The sequence below is a fragment of the Streptomyces sp. NPDC005485 genome, from assembly GCF_040606085.1.
In the GTDB taxonomy this organism is placed as follows: domain Bacteria; phylum Actinomycetota; class Actinomycetes; order Streptomycetales; family Streptomycetaceae; genus Streptomyces.
Genome location: NZ_JBEXDZ010000097.1, coordinates 15,091 through 34,624 on the forward strand (window position 1 = coordinate 15,091; position 19,534 = coordinate 34,624).

At 70.5% G+C, this 19,534-nt stretch carries 18 protein-coding genes; 11 read left to right on the forward strand and 7 right to left on the reverse strand.

Annotation, left to right across the window (positions count from 1 at the left end; translation table 11 throughout):
- Positions 1-89: 89 nt before the first annotated feature.
- Genes ABZS97_RS28075 through ABZS97_RS28085 form a run of 3 tightly spaced genes read right to left on the reverse strand, consistent with a single transcriptional unit; the run spans position 90 to position 2,329 of the window.
- Positions 90-860, reverse strand: coding sequence for a transposase family protein (locus ABZS97_RS28075; protein WP_356141850.1), 771 nt, complete (start codon positions 858-860; stop codon positions 90-92).
- Positions 861-900: 40 nt separating this feature from the next.
- Complete coding sequence (locus ABZS97_RS28080; RefSeq protein ID WP_356141852.1) at positions 901-1,707, reverse strand: SDR family oxidoreductase; 807 nt, start codon at positions 1,705-1,707, stop codon at positions 901-903.
- Positions 1,708-1,732: 25 nt separating this feature from the next.
- On the reverse strand, positions 1,733-2,329 hold the full coding sequence (locus ABZS97_RS28085) for a metal-dependent phosphohydrolase (RefSeq protein WP_356141854.1): 597 nt from the start codon (positions 2,327-2,329) through the stop codon (positions 1,733-1,735).
- A 165-nt stretch (positions 2,330-2,494) separates the two neighbouring features.
- On the opposite strand from ABZS97_RS28085, the gene ABZS97_RS28090 reads away from it, so the two are divergent.
- Complete coding sequence (locus tag ABZS97_RS28090) at positions 2,495-2,929, forward strand: VOC family protein (RefSeq protein ID WP_356141856.1); 435 nt, start codon at positions 2,495-2,497, stop codon at positions 2,927-2,929.
- A 64-nt stretch (positions 2,930-2,993) separates the two neighbouring features.
- On the opposite strand, the gene ABZS97_RS28095 is transcribed toward ABZS97_RS28090, so the two are convergent.
- Complete coding sequence (locus ABZS97_RS28095) at positions 2,994-4,208, reverse strand: MFS transporter (protein WP_356141858.1); 1,215 nt, start codon at positions 4,206-4,208, stop codon at positions 2,994-2,996.
- Positions 4,209-4,273: 65 nt separating this feature from the next.
- On the opposite strand from ABZS97_RS28095, the gene ABZS97_RS28100 reads away from it, so the two are divergent.
- The 4 genes from ABZS97_RS28100 to ABZS97_RS28115 all read left to right on the forward strand — a co-directional run bounded on the left by ABZS97_RS28100 (position 4,274) and on the right by ABZS97_RS28115 (position 6,371).
- A complete protein-coding gene (locus ABZS97_RS28100) occupies positions 4,274-4,669 on the forward strand; it encodes a MerR family transcriptional regulator (protein ID WP_356141860.1) in 396 nt (131 codons plus the stop codon).
- Between the two features lie 276 nt (positions 4,670-4,945).
- Entirely contained in the window at positions 4,946-5,233 is a 288-nt protein-coding gene (locus ABZS97_RS28105; RefSeq protein WP_356141861.1) for a hypothetical protein, read from the forward strand.
- A gap of 422 nt (positions 5,234-5,655) precedes the next feature.
- Positions 5,656-5,832, forward strand: coding sequence for a hypothetical protein (locus ABZS97_RS28110; protein ID WP_356141863.1), 177 nt, complete (start codon positions 5,656-5,658; stop codon positions 5,830-5,832).
- 56 nt (positions 5,833-5,888) lie between these two features.
- Positions 5,889-6,371, forward strand: coding sequence for an N-acetyltransferase (locus ABZS97_RS28115; protein WP_356141865.1), 483 nt, complete (start codon positions 5,889-5,891; stop codon positions 6,369-6,371).
- 12 nt (positions 6,372-6,383) lie between these two features.
- Here the strand turns inward: ABZS97_RS28115 and ABZS97_RS28120 are convergent, their stop codons facing one another.
- The 3 genes from ABZS97_RS28120 to ABZS97_RS28130 all read right to left on the reverse strand — a co-directional run bounded on the left by ABZS97_RS28120 (position 6,384) and on the right by ABZS97_RS28130 (position 9,776).
- On the reverse strand, positions 6,384-7,727 hold the full coding sequence (locus ABZS97_RS28120; RefSeq protein WP_356141867.1) for an amidase family protein: 1,344 nt from the start codon (positions 7,725-7,727) through the stop codon (positions 6,384-6,386).
- A gap of 301 nt (positions 7,728-8,028) precedes the next feature.
- Entirely contained in the window at positions 8,029-8,625 is a 597-nt protein-coding gene (locus ABZS97_RS28125) for a dihydrofolate reductase family protein (RefSeq protein ID WP_356141869.1), read from the reverse strand.
- Between the two features lie 107 nt (positions 8,626-8,732).
- A complete protein-coding gene (locus tag ABZS97_RS28130; protein ID WP_356141871.1) occupies positions 8,733-9,776 on the reverse strand; it encodes a LacI family DNA-binding transcriptional regulator in 1,044 nt (347 codons plus the stop codon).
- Positions 9,777-9,996: 220 nt separating this feature from the next.
- On the opposite strand from ABZS97_RS28130, the gene ABZS97_RS28135 reads away from it, so the two are divergent.
- Genes ABZS97_RS28135 through ABZS97_RS28160 form a run of 6 tightly spaced genes read left to right on the forward strand, consistent with a single transcriptional unit; the run spans position 9,997 to position 19,507 of the window.
- The gene (locus ABZS97_RS28135; RefSeq protein ID WP_356141873.1) at positions 9,997-11,286 is read left to right on the forward strand and encodes a sugar ABC transporter substrate-binding protein; all 1,290 of its coding nucleotides are present in this window, start codon (positions 9,997-9,999) and stop codon (positions 11,284-11,286) included.
- Between the two features lie 6 nt (positions 11,287-11,292).
- Positions 11,293-12,234, forward strand: coding sequence for a sugar ABC transporter permease (locus ABZS97_RS28140; RefSeq protein ID WP_356141875.1), 942 nt, complete (start codon positions 11,293-11,295; stop codon positions 12,232-12,234).
- Entirely contained in the window at positions 12,231-13,142 is a 912-nt protein-coding gene (locus ABZS97_RS28145) for a carbohydrate ABC transporter permease (protein WP_356141877.1), read from the forward strand. The genes ABZS97_RS28140 and ABZS97_RS28145 overlap by 4 nt, the downstream gene beginning before the upstream one ends.
- 54 nt (positions 13,143-13,196) lie before the next feature.
- Complete coding sequence (locus ABZS97_RS28150) at positions 13,197-14,429, forward strand: glycosyl hydrolase (protein ID WP_356141879.1); 1,233 nt, start codon at positions 13,197-13,199, stop codon at positions 14,427-14,429.
- A gap of 28 nt (positions 14,430-14,457) precedes the next feature.
- Positions 14,458-16,452: an endo-beta-N-acetylglucosaminidase gene (locus ABZS97_RS28155; protein WP_356141881.1), complete on the forward strand. Its 1,995-nt coding sequence runs from the start codon at positions 14,458-14,460 to the stop codon at positions 16,450-16,452.
- A 31-nt stretch (positions 16,453-16,483) separates the two neighbouring features.
- Entirely contained in the window at positions 16,484-19,507 is a 3,024-nt protein-coding gene (locus tag ABZS97_RS28160) for a glycoside hydrolase family 38 C-terminal domain-containing protein (protein WP_356141883.1), read from the forward strand.
- Positions 19,508-19,534: the final 27 nt, after the last annotated feature.

Below are 19,534 nucleotides of genomic sequence, written 5' to 3' on the forward strand. Positions count from 1 at the left end.
GCACCGCACAGGACTTTCAAAACACCCCCTAAAGCGTGTTGCAGAAGGTCGTGTCCGGGCAGGTCAGGACCGCTCTGGGAGCGGTCTGATCACGCTGCGAGTGCGAGGTTGTGCATGTGGGCGACGGCTTGCACTGCGTGGTGTAGGCCGTCGCCGCGCTGGCGGCAGTCGCGGAGGATCTTGTAGTGCTTCATGCGGGCGAAGGCGTGCTCAACGCGGGCTCGGACTTTGCGGTGCTCTGCGTTGTCTTCCTCTTCGCCGGGCAGCAGGGCCCGTCCGGGGCGTTTGCGGTGCGGGACGACGAGCCCGGTGTTGATGTACGCGCCGTCGCCGAGGACGGTCACGCCTTCGCAGTGCGGGGCCAAGCCGGAGTCGCGCCAGGCCTTCGCGTCAGCGGTGTTGCCGGGCACAGGGCGGGCCGCGGCGACGACCAGCTTGGTGTCGGCATCGATGATGACCTGCACGTTCGCCGAGAACCGGTAGTTGCGTGATGACGCCCCGGTCTTCCGGTCACGGACCGGGATGAGGGTGCCGTCCACGATCCACAGCCGTTCCACCGCGTCTGCCGGACGGGCTGCCGGCTCGATGGCCAGCAGCGGCCGCAGCCGTTGGATGACTCGGCACACCGTCGCAGGCGAGCATCCGAACAGCGGGGCGAGCTGACGCATGGTGAGGTTCGTGCGGTAGTACACGGCGACCAGCAGCACGCGGTCGGCCAGCGGCAGGCACCACGGACGGCCGCCACCGGGCCCGTTCCCGCCCCGTTCACGGACCACCTTCAGCAGCCGCTCGAACTGGCGCATCCGCAGTCCCGTGAACGTCTCCACCCACAACGGCTGAGCCCTCAACACCCCACGCATACAGGGGAAATGCCCGCATCGCAGCCTTCTGCAACACGCTTTAGGGCCGGCGCGTCCGCAGCTGGTCATGGACGGCGTACGCCTGCGTCCCTGAGGTGTGCGCCGCCCTGACCCGGGTGCCGCCGTCCACCAGCAGATCGGCGCCGGTGATCCAGCGGGCCGCGTCCGAGGCCAGCCACAGCACGGCCTCGGCGATGTCGTCCGGCTCGCCGAGGCGGCCGAGGGGGAGCCCGGCGCCGAGCGTCTCCTCGGCCCCCTCCCACACGAAGCGGGCCATCTCGGTGCGGACGAGGCCGGGGGAGACGGAGTTGACCCGCACCTTCGGCGCCAGTTCGCCCGCGAGCTGGCGCGTCAGGTGCAGCAGGGCCGCCTTGCTCGTGCCGTAGGCGCCCACCTGCGGGCCGACGTGTCCGGCGCCCTCGGTGCAGATGTTCACCACCGACCCGCCGTGCTCGGCCATCCAGCCCCGCCAGGCGCACTGCACCAGTCGCAGCGGCGCCTCGACGTTGACCGTGAACGCCTCACGCCAGCTGTCCGGATCGGCGTCCATGAGCGGGCCGTACGGCTGGTTGGTCGCCGCGTTGTTCACGACGACGTCGATCCGCCCGAACTCCCGCAGCGCCAGCCCGGTCAGCTCCCGAAGATGCGCGGGGTCGGCGACCGTACCGGCCAACCCCACGGCCGCGCCCAGCTCCTGGACGGTCCGCCGCACCGCGCCCGCGTCGCGTGCCGTCACGCACACCCGCGCGCCCGCCCGCACCAGAGCCTCGGCGACGGCGCGCCCGATGCCCCGCGAGGCCCCGGTGACGATGGCGACCCTGCCCTCAAGCCCGTACGGCGACGTCATCCGCGTACCGTCTCATGACGGACCGTCAGTCAACAGCCCCCAGCGGGGAATGCTGGGTCGCGACCAGTTCCAGCACCGTGCGCCAGTCCTCCAGGACGCCGGCGTCCAGGCCGGCGACCCTGGCCGCGTCGTCCGCCTGCCGCAGCGTGATCGCGTCCTCGGCCAGCGGTTCGCGCTCGAACCATGCCGCCTCCGCCGGCGTCATCGCACCGCCCTGCACCCTCGGGGCCGGCGCGCTCTGCCCGGACAGCCCGCGGCCCGGCGAGGTGGTCGCCAGATACCGTTCGGCGGCGACACGCAGCCGTACGAGCCGGGAGACCCGCTCGCCGAGCAGGCCCCGTATCGCGTCGGCCGCGCGATCCGCGTGCCCCGCGTCGTCGCCCGGCCGCAGCAGGTGCCCGATGTCATGCACCAGGCCCGCCACCTGGAGTTCCTTGTCGCTGGGACGGCCGCGCCGCAGCAGCGCGGCGGTCTGCAGCGCGTGATCGTGCAGATCGACCGGATCGCCGACGGGTATCCCCCCGCTCGGGCGCGGCCGAGAGCGGGGGAGGTCCGGGGTGTCCCACGCGCCCCGGCAGGCGTACAGCAGGTCCATCAGCTCCTCGACGCTGCGCAGCTCCATGCGTCAGTCCTCCCGAGTCCTCGCGCGGGATAAGCCGTTGTCGCGCGCCAGCAGATCATGTCCGCCTTGCGAACCGGCCAACGGCACTTGAACTGCGAACCGCCGCAGCCCAGCCTGGGGTGGGCCCGTGCAGGCGGCGAAAGACCCTGCCCCTATGGTGGACCGATGGCGTCGATCAAGCAGTTCCAGGTCACCTTCGACTGCGCGGAACCGGAGCGCGTCGCTCGCTTCTGGTGCGAGGTACTGGGGTACGTCGTACCCCCGCCGCCCGCGGGGTTTGCCAGTTGGGACGAATACGACCGCTCCCTGTCGCCCGAGCGTCGGGGTGCGGCGTTCGCCTGCATCGATCCCTCGGGTGTGGGCCCGCGACTGTATTTCCAGCGCGTTCCCGAAGGGAAGGTCGTCAAGAACCGGGTGCACCTTGACGTACGGGTCGGCACCGGGCTCGTGGGCGAGGAGCGACTCGCCGCACTTGAGGCCGAATGCGCACGACTGCTCCCGCTCGGCGCGGTACGCGGGCAACTTCTGCGCGCCGATGGCGAGAACGAGTCGTGCCTCCCGATGCAGGACATCGAGGGCAACGAGTTCTGCCTCGACTGAGAGACCGCGAACGTGACACCTTCGCGAGTCGACCACTTCCGAGGGTGCCCGCTCAATAGCCGAGTCACGGCGCCTCCTGGTCCGTTGTCGCGAAGGCGGGCTTTCGGGTGAGGGCGATCACGGTCAGGCTGAGGAGGCCGAGCGCTGCCGCGGCGACGGCGTCCGCGGTGATGCCGGCCCGCTGCAGCAGTAGGCCGCCGATGATGCCGCCGAGGGCCATGGCCGCGTTCCACAAGGTCACAAGGATGGCCTGCGCGGTGTCGGCGACGGCCGGGCTGCGTCGCATCCCGGCATGACCGGCCGCGGTCTGGAGGAGCGTGGGTGCGCCGCCCCATCCCAGGCCCCACGCGACGGCCGCGACCCAGACGACGGCCTGTGCCGTGGTGACGGCGAAGGCGAACGTGGCGACAGTGAACAGAGCCGCGGCGGTCAGCGCGAGTCCACGAAGGTGTCTGTCGATGTGACGGCCGGTGTACCAGATGCTGACCAGGCCGGCGATGCCGAAGGCCAGCAGGATCGCGTCCACCGCGGTGGCGAGGCCGGCGTGCCGCAGGTACGGCGCGATGTACGCGTAGATGATCGTGTGGCCGAGGACGAAGGTCACGACGACGGCCATGATGGCGGCGACCCCAGGGACCCGGAGCGTCTGCCGGGCGGTCGGCTTCGGCTCCTGGGCTGTTGTGGCCGGCCGGCTGAGGGCGGGAACGCTGAACGCGATCCACCCGAGGACGGCGAGAGTGATCACCGAGACGGCGGCGAACGACGCTCGCCACCCGATCTGTTGACCGATCAGCGTCCCGGCGGGAACACCCAGCGACAGAGCCAGGGGGATCCCGGTCATCGCGATCGCGATGGCACGTCCCTCCTGACCGGGAGGCGCGATACGCCGGGCGTATCCGGCCAGGATCGCCCACGCGAGTCCGGCGGCGACGCCGGCGAGGAACCGTGACACGAGCAGGACCGCGTAGCCGGGCGCGACGGCGGTGAGCGTGTTCGCGACCAGGAAGACGGTCATGGCGCCCAGCAGCAACGGCTTGCGCCGAACTCCCGCCGTGGCAGCGGCCAACGGTATGGCGGTCAGCGCCGTACCGGCGGCGTACACGGTGACGGTCTGGCCCGCCGCACCGGAGCTGACTTCGAGAGAAGAGGACATCTGCGGGAGGACGCCCGCCGGCAGGGTCTCGGTCAGGCTGGTGATGAAGACCGCGGTGGCCAGTGCCAGGAGCGCGGACCGGGGCAGCACGTCACGTCTTGTCGGAGAGGCTGTTGTGATCGTCATGCACTGATCGTGAAACCCTCACATTGATGTGATGGTCAAGCTCGGGCCGCGCTACTGTCGGACATGTGCAGATCGGTGAACTGTCCCGCCTGACAGGCGTGTCCCGGCGCCTGCTGCGGTATTACGAGGAGCAGGGCCTGATCGTCCCGGATCGGTCGACGAACGGATACCGCGCCTACGACGCGCGGTACGTGGACCGCGTGAGGCAGATACGCGGTCTGCTGGCGGCGGGGTTGCCGACCCGGATCATCAAGCAGATCCTGCCCTGCCTGGACAAGCCCAGGTCCATTCACTTCCCGGACGCGACCCCGGAGATGCTGGCCTTGCTCACCTCGGAGCGGGACAAGCTCAACGAGCGGATCGAGGTGCTCACCCACAACCGGGACGCGATGACCGAGTACTTGGCCGAGGTGGAACAGCATCGCGCCCCGCTCGCGCCGGGCCGACTGGGCAGTGCCTGAAGCAAGTTGCTTCCCGGACAAGACGGTCCGCGGTGGGGACGAACACATGCGTGCGTGGCCGGGATCGTTGACCGGATCGTCGGGGCGAGGCGCCGGCGGCCGCGTCGGGACGCGATGGCGCGGCGGCGGGCCGCGGTGGGCCGAACCGACTCTCACGCCGCCCGCGCGGTCACCTGCCGGCCCCGTATGGCTCGCTCTGGATGCGAAGGCCGGGGGCCCCTACGACGATCGGCAGGGGCACGGGTGTGCCGACACGCCAACGAGAGGTGGAAGACCATGAGGGTGTTGCTGACCGTCCAGATGGACACCGAGAAGGCGAACAAGGCGATCGCGGACAACACGTTGGGCCAGACCATGAAGTCGGTGCTGGACCGGATCAAACCGGAGGCCGCGTACTTCGGGGCGCAGGACGGAATGCGTACCGGATACATCGTCTTCGACCTGAAGGAGCCGTCCGACATCCCCTCCATCGCCGAACCGTTCTTCCAGGAGCTCGGCGCCAAGCTGGCCGTCATGCCCGTGATGAACTTCGACGACGTCCAGGCTGGTCTGCAGAAGCTCTGATCGAGCTGACCGCCCTCACGGGCGCCCGTACCCGCCGTGGAGTGTGGTGGCGTAGGGGCGCCCCGGGGGTGGGCTGTAACCCGAATGGGTGTCCGTAAGTTACGGATATGCCATCAAATCAGTTTAGATGGCAGGTGGATGGGCGCAGAACGACTCAAAACAGTTACCTCTTGTTTTCAGCCCCATCGAGCGGGCATCCGCTCATTTGGTTACCCTGTACCGGACGGACAGCTCAACTGGGTTCCACCCACACCCACGGTCCGTCCCGGGACATGCCGGTCACCACGGCCTGCTCTCAGCTGAGTTACCGGCGCCACCGCGTCCCTAACTGCTCTCGACCCACATCCGAGTGGGCGTCAGGCGGCCGGCAGCAGACTGGCCCTGCACGTCCCGAGGGTGACCCGACACATAAGGAGTGCGCGGTGACACCGGAGAAGACGAATCGCGATCAGCGCCCCAAGGAACGCACGGAGCGCGCGGGCCGTGGGCCCGACAAGAAGCTCGGCAGTCTCGACGTCTGGGCCAGGTCCGCCCCGATCCGCCTCGCGGGCTACGAGGACGACCTCGCCGAACCCCACATCCTGCCCAGCGTCGACTGAACCCCGACCGAACCCATCGCGATCGCTGACGGCATGGGCGTGTCAGACTCACGTCCATGCTGATCAGAGAAGCCGCGGCCGAGGACTGGCCGCGGATCTGGCCTTTCTGGCACCGCGTCGTCGCCGCCGCCGAGACCTACGCCTGGGACCCGGACACCTCCGAGGAGGCCGCCCGCGCCCTGTGGATGGCACCCGCCAAGCGCGTGTACGTCGCCGAGGACGGAGCCGGCACCATCGTCGGCTCCGCCTTCCTCACCCCGAACTACGGCGGCCCGGCCGCACGCATCGCCAACGCCGGCTTCATGGTCGACCCCGACCGCGCCGGCCGCGGCATCGGCCGCGCCCTCGCCGAGCACGTTCTCGCCGAGGCCAAGGCGCACGGCTACCTCGGCATGGTGTTCAACGCAGTCGTGGAGACCAACCCCGCCGTCGGCCTGTGGACCTCGCTCGGCTTCAGCATCCTGGGCACCGTGCCGGACGCGTACGAGCACCCCCGGCACGGACGAGTGGGGCTGCACATCATGTACCGGGCGCTCTAGACCCGGCGGCCCTCAGTCCAGCGGCGCCGTCCGCTGCCACGGGTGCAGCTTCTCCAACTGCTCCGCCACCTCCAGCAGCGCCGCCTCCGACCCCGGACGCGCCACCAGCTGTACGGCGCAGGGGGCGCCCGAGGGCAGCGTGCCGAACGGCACCGACATCGCGGGCCAGCCGGTCAGGTTCCACGGTGGCGTCATCGGCGAGTAGTTCGAGTTGGCGAGCACATTGCGCAGCCAGCCCCGCTCGTGCCACGGCCCGGCCTTGGGCGAGCGCCGGGCCAGGGCCGGAGTGAGCAGCACATCGTGCTCGGCGAAGAACGGCTCCAGCCGCCGGCGAAGCTGCTCCCGGCTCTCGCCCGCCCGCACCTTGGCCACGAAGCGGCGCCCGACGGCCGCGTGCACCCGGGTGCGCCGGGTCAGCTTCCGCGGGTCGAGACCCTGGGCGTCCACCGACGTGCCCGCCGTCCAGGTCGTGAGCGACGTGACGCTCAGCGACAGCGGAAACGGCGGATCGGCGCGCCGTACCTGGTTGCCCGCGCCGGCGAGCAGCCCCGCAGCCTCCTTGACGGCAGTCGTGTACGGCTTGGTCACGGCGATACCGGCGAGCGGGCTGCGCAGCGAGACGGCGACCTTGCGCGCGGTCGTCCCCTCGCCGCGGACGACCTCGGTGTCCGCGAGGACGGCGAACATCAGCCGCGCGTCCTCGACGGTCGTGGCCAGGGGGCCGTTCTCGGACATGCCGAACCAGTCGCCGTCGCTGATGCCCGCGGGCACGACCCCGAGGCCGGGCTTGAGGGTGACCAGGCCGCAGTTGGCCGCCGGAATGCGCAGCGAGCCCATCCCGTCGTTGCCGAGCGCGATGGGCACCATCCCGGCGGCGACCGCGGCCGCGCTGCCGCCCGAGGAGCCGCCCGCCGTGCGTGTGGTGTCCCACGGGTTGCGGGAGGTGCCGTGCACGCCCTCCGTGGTGCCGAAGACGCACAGCTCGGGCACGTTCGTCAGGCCCACCACCACCGCGCCCGCCGCGCGCAGCCGGGCCACGGTCACATGGTCGGCGTCGGCGGGCGTGTCCGCGGTCGCGGCGGAGCCCACCCGGTTCGACTCGCCGCGCACCGCCAGGTTGTCCTTGATGGCCACCGGCACGCCCGCGAGGGGGAGTTCGGCCAGGTCGGCCCGCGCGGCCACCTCGTCCGCCTCGGCGAGCGCCGCGTCCGCGCGCACCACCCGGAAGGCACCGACGCGCCCGTCGAGCAGCTCGATCCGCGCAAGGTGCTCGGCCACCACCTCGCGCGGCGTCACCTTCTTCTCGCGTACGGCCGCGGCGATCTCGGCGGCGGTCCGACCGGCCCAGCTGGTCACGGGCGCTCCTCGTGGGTGACGTCGTACTGAGTGGATTACTGGTGAGTACGAGGAGCACTGTGCCCGGACAGGGGGCCTCGCGTCGAGAGGCACCGCGTTCCGGATGTCCCGCGCGCGGGGAGTCGCGCCTCAGGGATGCCAGGCCCTCACCGCCCCGAGTGGCTGTGTGCCTGGCGGCCGTGGAGCGGCAGCTCCCCTCCACGCAGTGGCTCTTCTGGTGGGACTGACCCGGCGCTGCCCTGCGGGAGGGACGGATGAGCCCCGATCGTCGCTCGCGGTCCCGGGCCGCGCAGGCCTCGCGCTACTCCCCGGCGACCGGCCGGTACGTGCACACCTGGGCGCCCGTTTTGGCGGTGACCGTGGAGACGAGTTCGAACGTGCGCATCACGCCGTTGTCGGGGAAGATCGTCTTTCCGCCGCCGAGGATCACCGGCATGACGATGAGCTGGAGTTCGTCGACCAGGCCCTCGGCCAGGAGGGTGCGTACGAGGGTGGGGCTGCCCATCATCGCCAGGCTGCCGCCGTCGCTCTCGCGCAGCTCGCGAATGCGGGCCACGGCCTCGTCGCCGGGGATGCGGGTGGTGTTGTTCCACGTCAGGTCGTCGTCGGTGAGGGTGTTGGTCACGACGTACTTCTTGAGGCTGTTCATCCGGTCGGCGAACGGGTCGCCCGCCCGCTCCGGCCAGGCGCCCGCCATGGTCTGCCAGGTCCGGCGCCCGAAGAGCAGGGCCTCGGCCTGGGAGAGCCCCTCGGCGAAGGCGCCGCCGAGCACCTCGGGATCGAAGAAGGGGTGCGTCCAGCCGCCATGGGCGAAGCCGCCGTCGGTGTCCTCCTCGGGACCGCCGGGCGCCTGCACGACGCCGTCGAGGCTGATGAACTCGGTGACTACGATGCGCATGGAAGGGGCTCCTCGTTCGGGTGGCGGGTGCTTGCGGTCATGGAGACTGTGGCACCGCGGGAAAGTCATCGGCGGGAGAACACGAGGATTTGCCGGGCAACGCGGGCTCAGTTCCCGCAAGGTCCCGTGCTGTCCCGCTCGATCAGCCGCGGCACCGGTACCTGCACCGTCCGCGCCGGTCCGCCGTCCAGCAGCGCGGTCAGCTCCTGTGCCGCCGTCCGTCCGAACTCCGCAGTGTCACGGGAGAGCGCCGACAGCCACGGCTTGACCATGCGGCAGAGCGCCGAGTCCTCCCAGGACACCACCGACACGTCACCCGGTACACGGAATCCGAGCTCGGTCGCGGCGGCGACCCCGGCGACCGCCATCACGTCGTTGTCGTAGACCAGCGCGGTCGGCGGCAGACCGCTCTCCAGGACGCGCCGGGTGACGGCGGCGCCCTGGGCGTCCGAGTAGTCCGTGGGCACCGAGCGCACCTCGGCGAGCCCGCGCCGCTCGGCCTCCGCGCGCAGCGTGCGGATACGGCGCTCGGTGTGCGCGAGCCCCGGCAGACCCGCGATGTGCACGATCCGGCGATGGCCGAGCGCGTACAGCCGGTCCACCACCGACGCCATCGCACCCGCATCGTCCGCCCACACGGTCGACAGTCCCGGATGCCGCGCGTCCGGCACGCCGCCGATGACCGCGGCGGGCAGCCCCAGTTCGTCCAGCAGGCCGGGGCGCGGATCGTCGGTGCGCGGGTCGACCACCAGTACCCCGTCCACCCGGTGCTCGGCCCACCAGCGTTGGTAGACCGCGCACTCGGCGTGCACGTCCTCCACCACCTGGAAGAGCAGCCCGAGGTGACGCTCCGCCAGCACCTCCTGAATGCCGGAGATCAGCTGGAGGAAGAACGAGTCCACGCCCAGCGAGTCGGCGGGGCGCGCCAGCACCAGGCCGACCGTGGCCGCGCCCTCGCCCGACAGGGCCCGCGCCGCCGTGCTCGGCCGCCAGCCCAGCTGTTCGGCGACCCGGCGGACCCGGGCACGAGTGAGGTCCGAGACCCCCGGCCGGTCGTTGAGCGCGAAGGAGACCGCGCTCTCGGAGACCCCGGCGCGCTGCGCGATGTCCTTCATCGTCGGCCGGCGCGCGGGAGACCGCTTGGCTGGCAACCTTGCTCTCCATTCCCTGGGACCTGTGCACTAATGCGCTTGAGTGCTCGCATCCTAAAGCGCATTAGTTATCAGCCACAAGTGCTTGCAGGAGCGCTTTTGACCTGCGGATTTGTTGCACTAAAGAATTTAGCTGCGACGAATCCATTGACTTCGAAAGGCGCGAGCCTGCAAGGTCTGCGACGGCACCCGTTCATCACCCTGCAGAGGAGTCCCATCCGTGCGTATCTCCCGCAGAGCTCTCGCCGCTGCCGCCGTCGCCGTCGTCCTGCCGCTGAGTGCCTGCGGCTCAGGTGACGACGGCGGCGGCTCGACCGACGCCTCCGGCAAGGTCGAGGGCGACATCACCTTCCAGACCTGGAACCTGAGAGCCAACTTCAAGCCGTACTTCGAGGGCGTGATCGCCGACTTCGAGAAGAAGTACCCCGGTACGCACGTGAAGTGGGTCGACCAGCCCGCCGAGGGCTACGCCGACAAGATCAGCGCGGACGCGGCCGGCGGCACCCTGCCCGACGTCGTCAACGTCTCCCCGGACCTGGTCGCCCCGCTCGCCAAGGCCGGACTCGCCCTCGACCTCGACAAGTCCGCCGCCAAGTACAAGAAGGAGTACCTGGACGGCGCCTGGGCGAGCCACGAGATACCGGGCATGACCGGGACGTACGCGTTCCCCTGGTACCTGAACACCGGCCCGCTCTTCTACAACAAGTCCCTCTTCAAGGAGGCCGGACTCGACGCCTCCAAGCCGCCGAGGACGTACGACGAACTCTTCGCCGACGCCCTGCAGCTGGCCAGGAAGAGCGACGGCAAGGTCGCCACCCTCGCGAACGTGCCGACCATCGAGGACTTCGGCCGCTACGGCGTCGAGCTGATGAACAAGGCGGGCACCGGCTTCGCCTTCAACGACGCCAAGGGAGTAGAACTCCTCACCAAGTACAAGGAGTTGTACGACGCCAAGGCGCTCGACCCGCAGGCGCTGACCGCGACGCCCGAGTCGTCCGGGAAGAAGTTCCTCACCGAGGCCGTCGCCATGAATCCCGGAAGCGCCCTGGACCTGGGCAACTTCAAGAAGCAGGCGCCCAACCTGTACAAGAACATCGGCATCACGGACCAGATCACCAGCACCGGCAAGGTGAACATGTACGTGATGGGCGTGATGGTCAACGCGCGCACCAAGCACACCCCGGCCGCGGTCGCCTTCGCGCATTACGTCACCGACGCGCAGAACCAGATGTCGTTCGCCAAGAAGGTCGCGATCTTCCCGAGCACGGCCGGATCGCTGGACGACCCGTACTTCACCAAGGAGGACGGCACCGACGAGACACGGGTGCGGATCGCCGCCGCCAAGTCCCTGAAGAACGCGGTCAATTACACGCCGGTGCTCTTCAGCGAACAGATGAAGACCGCGCTGCGCAACGAGGTCGCCAAGGCGCTCCAGGGCAAGAAGAGCCCCAAGGAAGCTCTTGACAACGCTGTCAAGGCCTGTGACCGGCTCCTCCAGCAGCAGGGCTGAACCGTCATGGCGAGTCCCACCGTCGCCCGTACGGCACCTGCTCCGCACGCGCCCGCCCCGCCGGAGAAAGCGTCACGAGTGCGGCGCCATCTGCCCACCAGCCCCTGGCTGTTCGCCGCCCCCGGACTGCTGGTCACCGGCGCGTTCATCCTGTACCCGTTCGTCTCCACCCTGATCAACTCCTTCACCGACCGCCGGACACTGATCCCCGGCGAGTTCGTGGGACTGGCCAACTTCCGCGAGCTCCTGCACGACGAGATGTTCTGGACCGGACTGCGCAACAGCACGCTCTACGTCCTCGGGGTCGTCCCCGCGCTCGTGCTGCTCCCGCTGCTGCTCGCCCTGCTCGTGCAGAAGAACATCCCCGGCATCACGTTCTTCCGCTCCGCCTTCTACACCCCGGTGGTCGCCTCCATCGTCGTGGTCGGTCTGATCTGGGTGTGGCTGCTGGACGAACGCGGCCTGGTGAACGCGGTGTTGGAGGCGGTCGGCATCGGCAGAGTCGGTTTCCTCAGCGACCAGTGGCTGCTTCTGCTGAGCGCGATGGCCGTCACGGTCTGGAAGGGCCTCGGCTACTACATGATCATTTATCTGGCCGCGCTCGCGAACGTGCCGCGCGAGCTGCACGAGGCCGCGTCGGTCGACGGCGCGGGCGCGGTGCGCCGCTTCTTCACGGTCACCGTGCCCGCCGTCCGCTCGACGATGGTGCTGGTCGGCGCGCTCTCCTCGGTCGCCGCCTTCAAGGTGTTCTCCGAGGTCTACCTGATGGCCGGGCCCGACGGCGGCCCGGCCGGCGAGGACACCACCCTCGTCATGCTCGTCCAGCGCACCGGCACCGGCCTGACCGGCCGCGTCGGCTACGCCTCCGCACTCTCCGTCGTCGTCTTCCTGGTGACCGTGGCGCTGATGCTGCTCGTGCTGCGCGCCGACCGGAAGGAGGAGAAGTGAGCGTCCTGGACAAGACACGCCCCGTCGAGCGCCCGGCCCCGGCGCGAAAGCCCCGCCGCCGGATCACCGACGAGCACGGCCGCCGTATCCGCGTCTGGGAACTCGCCCTGCGCTACCTGCTGTTGCTCGCCGTGCTGGCGCTGACCGTCGGCCCGTTCCTGTGGCAGCTGTCCACCTCGCTCAAGGGCCCGACCGAGGACATCTTCAGCTCGCCCCCGAAGTTCCTGCCCGGCGAGCCGACCCTGCACAACTACGAGCGGGTCGCCGACACCATCCCCGTATGGGACTACGCCCTCAACTCGCTGAAGGTCGCCGTCGGCAACGTCGTCACCAACTGTGTGGGCGCCGCGCTCGCCGGTTACGCCCTGGCCCGGCTGCGCTACCGCGGCCGCAAGGTGGCCACGCTCGTCTTCATCCTCGCGATGCTGGTCCCCGCGGAGAGCATCATCATCGCCCAGTTCACGACGATGCGTGAACTGGGCCTGAACAACACGCTCATCGGCGTGGTGCTGCCGGGCTGTGTGAGCGCGATGAACGTACTGCTGATGCGCAACGCGTTCCTCAACCTTCCCTACGAGATCGAGGAGGCGGCCTTCGTCGACGGCGCGAACGCCTGGCAGCGGTTCCTCAGGATCGCCCTGCCGTCGGTGAAGGGCACCCTCGCCGTCGTCGCGATCTTCGCGTTCATGGGTGCCTGGGACGACTTCCTGTGGCCGCTCATCGTGCTCAGCGATCCGTCGAAGTTCACCCTCACCATCGGCCTCAACTATCTGCACGGGACGTTCGCCAACGACGAACGGCTCGTCGCCGCGGGCACGATCATCGCCGTGGCACCGCTGATCGCCCTCTTCGCCTGCCTTCAGAGGTTCTTCTTCCGCGGTGTGGGCGAGGGCGCCGTCAAGGGCTGAGCCCCCGCACCCCACCGCTCCGCCTCCGCACCCCCGCTGCTCCAAGGAATCCGCATGACATCTGCCGTGCGCTTCGGCGTCAACTACACCCCCAGCGAAGGGTGGTTCCACCACTGGCTCGACTTCGACCTCGACGCCGTCCGCGCCGACCTCGACTCCATCGCGCGGCTCGGCCTGGACCACATCCGGGTCTTCCCCCTGTGGCCCTACTTCCAGCCCAACCGCACCCTGATCCGCCCCCGCGCGGTGGAGCAGCTCGTCGCGCTCGCCGACGCGGCGGCCGAGCGCGGGCTCGACGTCAACGTGGACGGACTGCAAGGGCACTTGTCGAGCTTCGACTTCCTGCCCGCGTGGACGCGCACCTGGCACCGGCGCAACCTGTTCACCGACCCGGACGTGGTCGAGGCGGAGGCGGCCTACCTGCGCACGCTCGCCGCCGCGCTCGCCGACCGGCCGAACTTCATCGGCATGACGCTCGGCAACGAGGTCAACCAGTTCGCGGCAAGGCCCCACCCCGACCCCGACGTCATCACGCCCGCACAGGCGGAAGCATGGCTGCGAAGGCTGCTCGCCGCGTGCGAGGAGGGCGCCCCCGGCAAGCTGCACCTGCACGCCTCCTACGACGCCGCCTGGTACCAGGACGACCAGCCCTTCACGCCCGCCCACTCGGCCCGGCTCGGCGCCCTCACCGCGGTGCACTCCTGGGTGTTCAACGGCACCGCCCAGCGCCACGGCCGCACCGGCACGGCCACCGAGCACCACGCCGCGTACCTCGTCGAACTCGCCAAGGCCTGGGCGCACGACCCGCACCGCCCGGTCTGGCTCCAGGAGGTCGGCGCACCCGCCCCGCTGATCCCGGCCGAGCACGCCGCCGCCTTCACCGAGGCGACCGTCGCGAACGTCCTCGACTGCCCGGACCTGTGGGGCATCACCTGGTGGTGCTCGCACGACGTCAGCCGCGACCTCGCCGACTTCCCCGAACTCGAATACGGACTAGGACTGTTGACCAACGACCGGCGGAACAAGCCGGCCGCCGAGACCCTCGCCCGCATCGTCGGGGAACGGCGACCGCATGCGCCCGCGCCCCGCACCACGGCCCTCGCCGTCGACATCGCACAGGGCCGTTCCGTCTGCGCCCCCGGCGGCCCCGTCTTCGAGGCCTTCGCCCGGCTCACCGCCGACGGCGCCCGCCCCACCACCGTTCTCGCGGACCGCGCCGATGACATGGAACACCTCGCGGCGCGCGGCATCACCGAAGTCGTCACCCCCGAACAGGTCACCGAGTAGCCCGTCCCACAACGAAACGGAGCACGCAGTGAACCTCAGCAGACGCACCGTCCTGCTCGCCGCGGCCTCGGCAGCGCTCACCCCCGCGCTGCCCGCCGCCGCGACCGCGGCAACCCGAGACCTCCAGCCGTACGCCTCCTACTGGTACCCCGACTCCCTGCCCTCCGGCTCCCCGGGCACCGGCATCACCTGGCGCAGCCTGAAGGCATGGCGCGCCGACACGGACGCCGACCTGGCCTTCAACGCCGCGTCCGTGCCGCTCGCCGCCCGCTTCACCCCGACACCGGCCAACACCACGGCCCGCACCGGCCAGGCCCGCGTCCAGTCCCTGGTCTCCTTCGGCCCCACGTCGAGCAACCCGGCGCAGGGCGCAGCCACCGCCGACTACTACGCCCTCACCCACTGGGCGTACCTCGACGAGCTCGTCTTCTGGGGCGGCTCGTCGGGCGAGGGCATCGTGCTCGCGCCCAACGCGCCGATCGTGGACGCCGCCCACCGCCACGGGGTGCCCGTCCTCGGCAACATCTTCCTGCCGCCCGTCGCCTACGGCGGGCAGCTCCAGTGGACCCGCGACCTGGTCCAGAAGGACTCCGCCGGGCACTACCCGCTCGCCGCGCAACTGGTCGCGGTCGCCGCCGCGTACGGCTTCGACGGCTGGTTCGTCAACGCCGAGACCGGCGGCGGCGACTCCGCGCTCGCCACCGACATGCGCGGCTTCCTCAAGGAGCTCAAGGTGCTCGGCGCGGCGCGCGGACAGCGCGTCACCTGGTACGACGCCATGACCGTGAACGGTTCGGTGAGCTGGCAGGGCGCCCTGAACAACCAGAACAAGACGTTCTTCCAGGCCGCCGACTCGATGTTCCTCGACTTCCGCTGGTCGAAGAGCTCGCTGGTCTCCTCGGGGAACGTGGCCGGCCAACTCGGACGCAGCCGCTACGAGTTGTGGGCTGGCGTCGACGTCGAATCCAACGGGACGAACTCCTCGGTGAACTGGGACGCGATCGTGCCCACCACCTCGGCGCACCTCACGTCCATCGGCTTCTACCGGCCGGAATGGACGCGCAACCACCTGCCCGCGAGCCGCACACCCGGCGACTTCCACGCGGCCGACGACCTGTTCTGGACGGGTGCCTCCCTCGACCCGTCGAAGCCGGACACCACGGCGAGCTGGCGGGCCCCCGCGGTGTCGGTCGCCGACCGCTCCTCCGTCACCTCCGTCCCCTTCGCGACGGTCTTCAACACCGGCCACGGCCTGAAGTGGTACGAGGCCGGAAAGGCCACCTCGGACACCGCCTGGAACCATCTCGGGCTCCAGGACCGGCTGCCGTCGCGCCGCTGGATCGTGCGCACCACCGGTCAACGCCCCTCTGTCGCCTTCGACTTCGCGGATGCCTGGCGCGGCGGCAGCAGCCTGCTGGTCGCCGGCTCCCTGAACGCGCCGACGACGCTGGAGCTGTACACGACACGGCTGCCCGTCGCTTCCGAAACGGTCGTGGAACTGACCCATCGGGTCGACACGGGCAGCGTGCGCGTCGAACTGGCGGTCGCCACCGCCGATCCGAGCGCACCGGGGCAGGCCCCCTCGTACACCTACTTCCCCCTCGCCACCGGCACGGGCTGGCAGACCACGACCGTTGCGCTGACCGGCCTGTCCGGCACGGTGCGCACGCTCGCGGTACGGCTGACCGGCAGCGGTGGCCAGGCGCGCTGGCGGCTCGGTGGCCTCGCGGTCCGGGGCGCCACGGTCACCCCGGCCGCCCCCACCGACCTGCGCGTCACCGACGCCGACGGCGGCAACCTGCGCTTCGCGTGGCGGGCCGCCCCCGGCGCCGTACGCCACTACGAGCTGCACCGCGTCCTGCCCGACGGCTCCCGCCGCTTCCTCGGCGGCACCTGCCAGCGGGCCTTCTACGTCGGCGGTCTCGCCCCCGAGCAGGGGGAGAGCGCCGCAGGGTTCGAACTGCGCGCGGTCGGGGAGCTGTTCACCGTGTCGACGGCCGCCACGACCACCCGTACCTGGTAGCGAAGAGCACCCTCACCCCACGGAGCACTCCATGCATGACGATCGCACCCTGGTCGAAGCCCGCCTCCGGCGCGTCCTCGACGAGCGCATCCGCCCTGCCGTGTACCCCGAGTCCGTGCCGCTGGACGTCGCCGTGTGGCACGCCCCCGGCGAGCCGGTACCGGTCGCGGAGGGGCTCGCCGCTCCGCCCGAGCCGATCGCGGTCGGCGCGCGCTGGGGTGCTCCGTGGGGCACCAGCTGGTTCCGCGTCACCGGAACCGTCCCCGAGGCCTGGGCCGGAAAGACCGTCGAGGCACTGCTGGACCTCGGTTTCGACGAGAACATGCCCGGCTTCCAGTGCGAGGGCCTCGTCTACCGGCCCGACGGGACCCCGGTGAAGGGCCTCAACCCGCGCAACCAGTGGGTGCGCATCGGCGCTCCCGTCGAGGGCGGCGAGGAGGTCCGGCTGCACATCGAAGCCGCCTCCAACCCCGTCATCCTCGACTACCACCCCTTCCTGCCCACGCAGTTGGGCGACAAGGAGACGGCAGGCAGCGAGCCGCAGTACACCCTCACCCGGATGGACCTCGCGGTCTTCGACGAGACCGTGTGGCAGCTCGTCATCGACCTGGAAGTGCTCGGCGAGCTGATGGCCGAGCTGCCGGTCGACGGCGCGCGGCGCTGGGACATCCTGCGCGCCGTGGAGCGTGCCCTCGACGCGGTCGACCTGCAGGACGTGGGCGGCACGGCCGCCGGCGCGCGTACACACCTGGCGGGCGTGCTCGCCGAGCCCGCCGTCCCCTCCGCGCACCGCATCAGCGCCGTCGGGCACGCGCACATCGACTCGGCCTGGCTGTGGCCGCTGCGTGAGACGGTCCGCAAGGTCGCGCGGACCACCTCCAACATGACGGCACTGCTCGACGACGAGCCCGACTTCGTCTTCGCCATGTCCCAGGCCCAGCAATGGGCGTGGGTCAAGGAGCACCGGCCCGAGGTGTGGGCGCGGGTCAAGAAGGCGGTGGCCGACGGGCGGTTCGTGCCCGCGGGCGGGATGTGGGTGGAGTCCGACACGAACATGCCGGGCTCGGAGGCGATGGCCCGTCAGTTCGTGCACGGCAAGCGGTTCTTCCTCGACGAGTTCGGCATCGAGAACGAGGAGGCGTGGCTGCCCGACACCTTCGGCTTCGCCGCCGGGCTGCCGCAGATCATCAAGGCGGCGGGCTCCAAGTGGCTGCTCACACAGAAGATCTCCTGGTCCCAGACCAACAAGTTCCCGCACCACACCTTCCAGTGGGAGGGCCTCGACGGCACCCGGATCTTCACCCACTTCCCGCCCGTGGACACCTACAACTGCTCCATGAAGGGCAGTGAAATCGCCCACGCGGCACGGAACTTCAAGGACAAGGGAGCGGCTCGGCACTCCCTCGCGCCCACCGGCTGGGGCGACGGAGGCGGCGGCACCACCCGCGAGATGGTCGCCAAGGCGGCCCGGCTGCGCGACCTCGAGGGCTCCGCCGCGGTGGTGTGGGAGACGCCCGAGAAGTTCTTCGAGAAGGCGCAGGCCGAATACCCCGACCCGCCCGTGTGGGTGGGGGAGTTGTACCTCGAACTCCACCGCGCCACCCTCACCAGCCAGGCCGGCACCAAGCAGGGCAACCGCCGCAGCGAGCACCTGCTGCGCGAGGCGGAGCTCTGGGCGGCGACCGCGGCCGTACGTACCAGATTCCCTTACCCGTACGAGGAGTTGGACCGTATCTGGAAGACGGTGCTGCTCCATCAGTTCCACGACATCCTGCCGGGCTCGTCCATCGCGTGGGTGCACCGGGAGGCCCGCAGGACCTATGCGCGCGTCGCCGAGGAACTGAACGCCGTCATCGACGCGGCGCAGCGGGCCCTGGTGGGGGAGGGCAGCACGGAACTGGTCTTCAACTCCGCACCGCACAGCCGAAGCGGCGTGCCGGCGGGCGGCGCCGGCATCCCCGTCGTCGCGGGAGCCGTGTCGCTGACCTCGCCGGCAACGGGCGGACACGTCCTCGACAACGGGCTGCTGCGGATCGGGATCGACGGGCGCGGCCTCGTCGTCTCCGTCCACGACATCGAGGCCGACCGGGAGACCATCGCCCCCGGAGGCGCCGCGAACCTGCTACAGCTCCACCCGGACTTCCCGAACATGTGGGACGCCTGGGACGTCGACGAGTTCTACCGGAACACGGGCACCGACCTGATCGACGCCGACGAGGTCGTCCCGGGCGCCGACGGCAGCTCGGTGCGCGTCGTACGGTCCTTCGGCGCTTCCCGCGTCACACAGGTGCTGTCCCTCGCGCCGGGGGAGCGGCGGCTCACCCTCGACACCGAGGTCGACTGGCACGAGACCGAGAAGTTCCTCAAGCTGGCCTTCCCGCTCGACGTGCACGCCGAACGGTACGCGTCCGAAACGCAGTTCGGGCACTTCTACCGCCCCACCCACACCAACACCTCCTGGGAGGCGGCCAAGTTCGAGGCCTGCAACCACCGGTTCGTGCACATCGAGGAGCCGGGCTGGGGCGTCGCGGTCGTCAACGACTCGACGTACGGCCACGATGTCACCCGTGCCGTACGCAGTGACGGTGACGGCGGTACGACCACCACCGTCCGCGTTTCGCTGCTGCGCGCCCCGCGCTTCCCGGACCCCGAGACCGACCAGGGCGTGCACCGCTTCCGGCACGCGCTCGTACCCGGCGCCGGGATCGGCGACGCGGTGCGCGAGGGCTGGCGCACCAACCTGCCGCAGCGCACGGTCACCGGCAAAGCCTCGGCGGTCGCGCCGCTGGTGAGCGTCGAGCAGGACGCGGTCGTCGTCACCGCCGTGAAGCTCGCCGACGACGGCAGCGGCGACGTGGTCGTCCGCTTCCACGAGTCCCGTGGCGGTCGCACCCGGGCCACCCTGACCGCGGGCTTCGAGTTCGCCGCCGTCACGGTGACGGACCTGCTGGAACGTCCCCTTGCCGACGTCGTGGCGCCGGAGCGCGACGGCGACCGGCTGACGCTGCGACTGAGGCCGTTCGAGCTGGTGACACTGCGGCTGGCACGGGTGTGAGCGGGCTGCGGTGACACGGCGGCGCCG

Excerpts from the sequence above, each read along its gene's own strand:
- ABZS97_RS28075 (WP_356141850.1), bottom strand. The coding sequence starts at position 860 with ATGCGTGGGGTGTTGAGGGCTCAGCCGTTGTGGGTGGAGACGTTCACG.
- ABZS97_RS28080 (WP_356141852.1), bottom strand. The coding sequence starts at position 1,707 with ATGACGTCGCCGTACGGGCTTGAGGGCAGGGTCGCCATCGTCACCGGG.
- ABZS97_RS28085 (WP_356141854.1), bottom strand. The coding sequence starts at position 2,329 with ATGGAGCTGCGCAGCGTCGAGGAGCTGATGGACCTGCTGTACGCCTGC.
- ABZS97_RS28090 (WP_356141856.1), top strand. The coding sequence starts at position 2,495 with ATGGCGTCGATCAAGCAGTTCCAGGTCACCTTCGACTGCGCGGAACCG.
- ABZS97_RS28095 (WP_356141858.1), bottom strand. The coding sequence starts at position 4,208 with ATGACGATCACAACAGCCTCTCCGACAAGACGTGACGTGCTGCCCCGG.
- ABZS97_RS28105 (WP_356141861.1), top strand. The coding sequence starts at position 4,946 with ATGAGGGTGTTGCTGACCGTCCAGATGGACACCGAGAAGGCGAACAAG.
- ABZS97_RS28115 (WP_356141865.1), top strand. The coding sequence starts at position 5,889 with ATGCTGATCAGAGAAGCCGCGGCCGAGGACTGGCCGCGGATCTGGCCT.
- ABZS97_RS28125 (WP_356141869.1), bottom strand. The coding sequence starts at position 8,625 with ATGCGCATCGTAGTCACCGAGTTCATCAGCCTCGACGGCGTCGTGCAG.
- ABZS97_RS28140 (WP_356141875.1), top strand. The coding sequence starts at position 11,293 with ATGGCGAGTCCCACCGTCGCCCGTACGGCACCTGCTCCGCACGCGCCC.
- ABZS97_RS28150 (WP_356141879.1), top strand. The coding sequence starts at position 13,197 with ATGACATCTGCCGTGCGCTTCGGCGTCAACTACACCCCCAGCGAAGGG.
- ABZS97_RS28160 (WP_356141883.1), top strand. The coding sequence starts at position 16,484 with ATGCATGACGATCGCACCCTGGTCGAAGCCCGCCTCCGGCGCGTCCTC.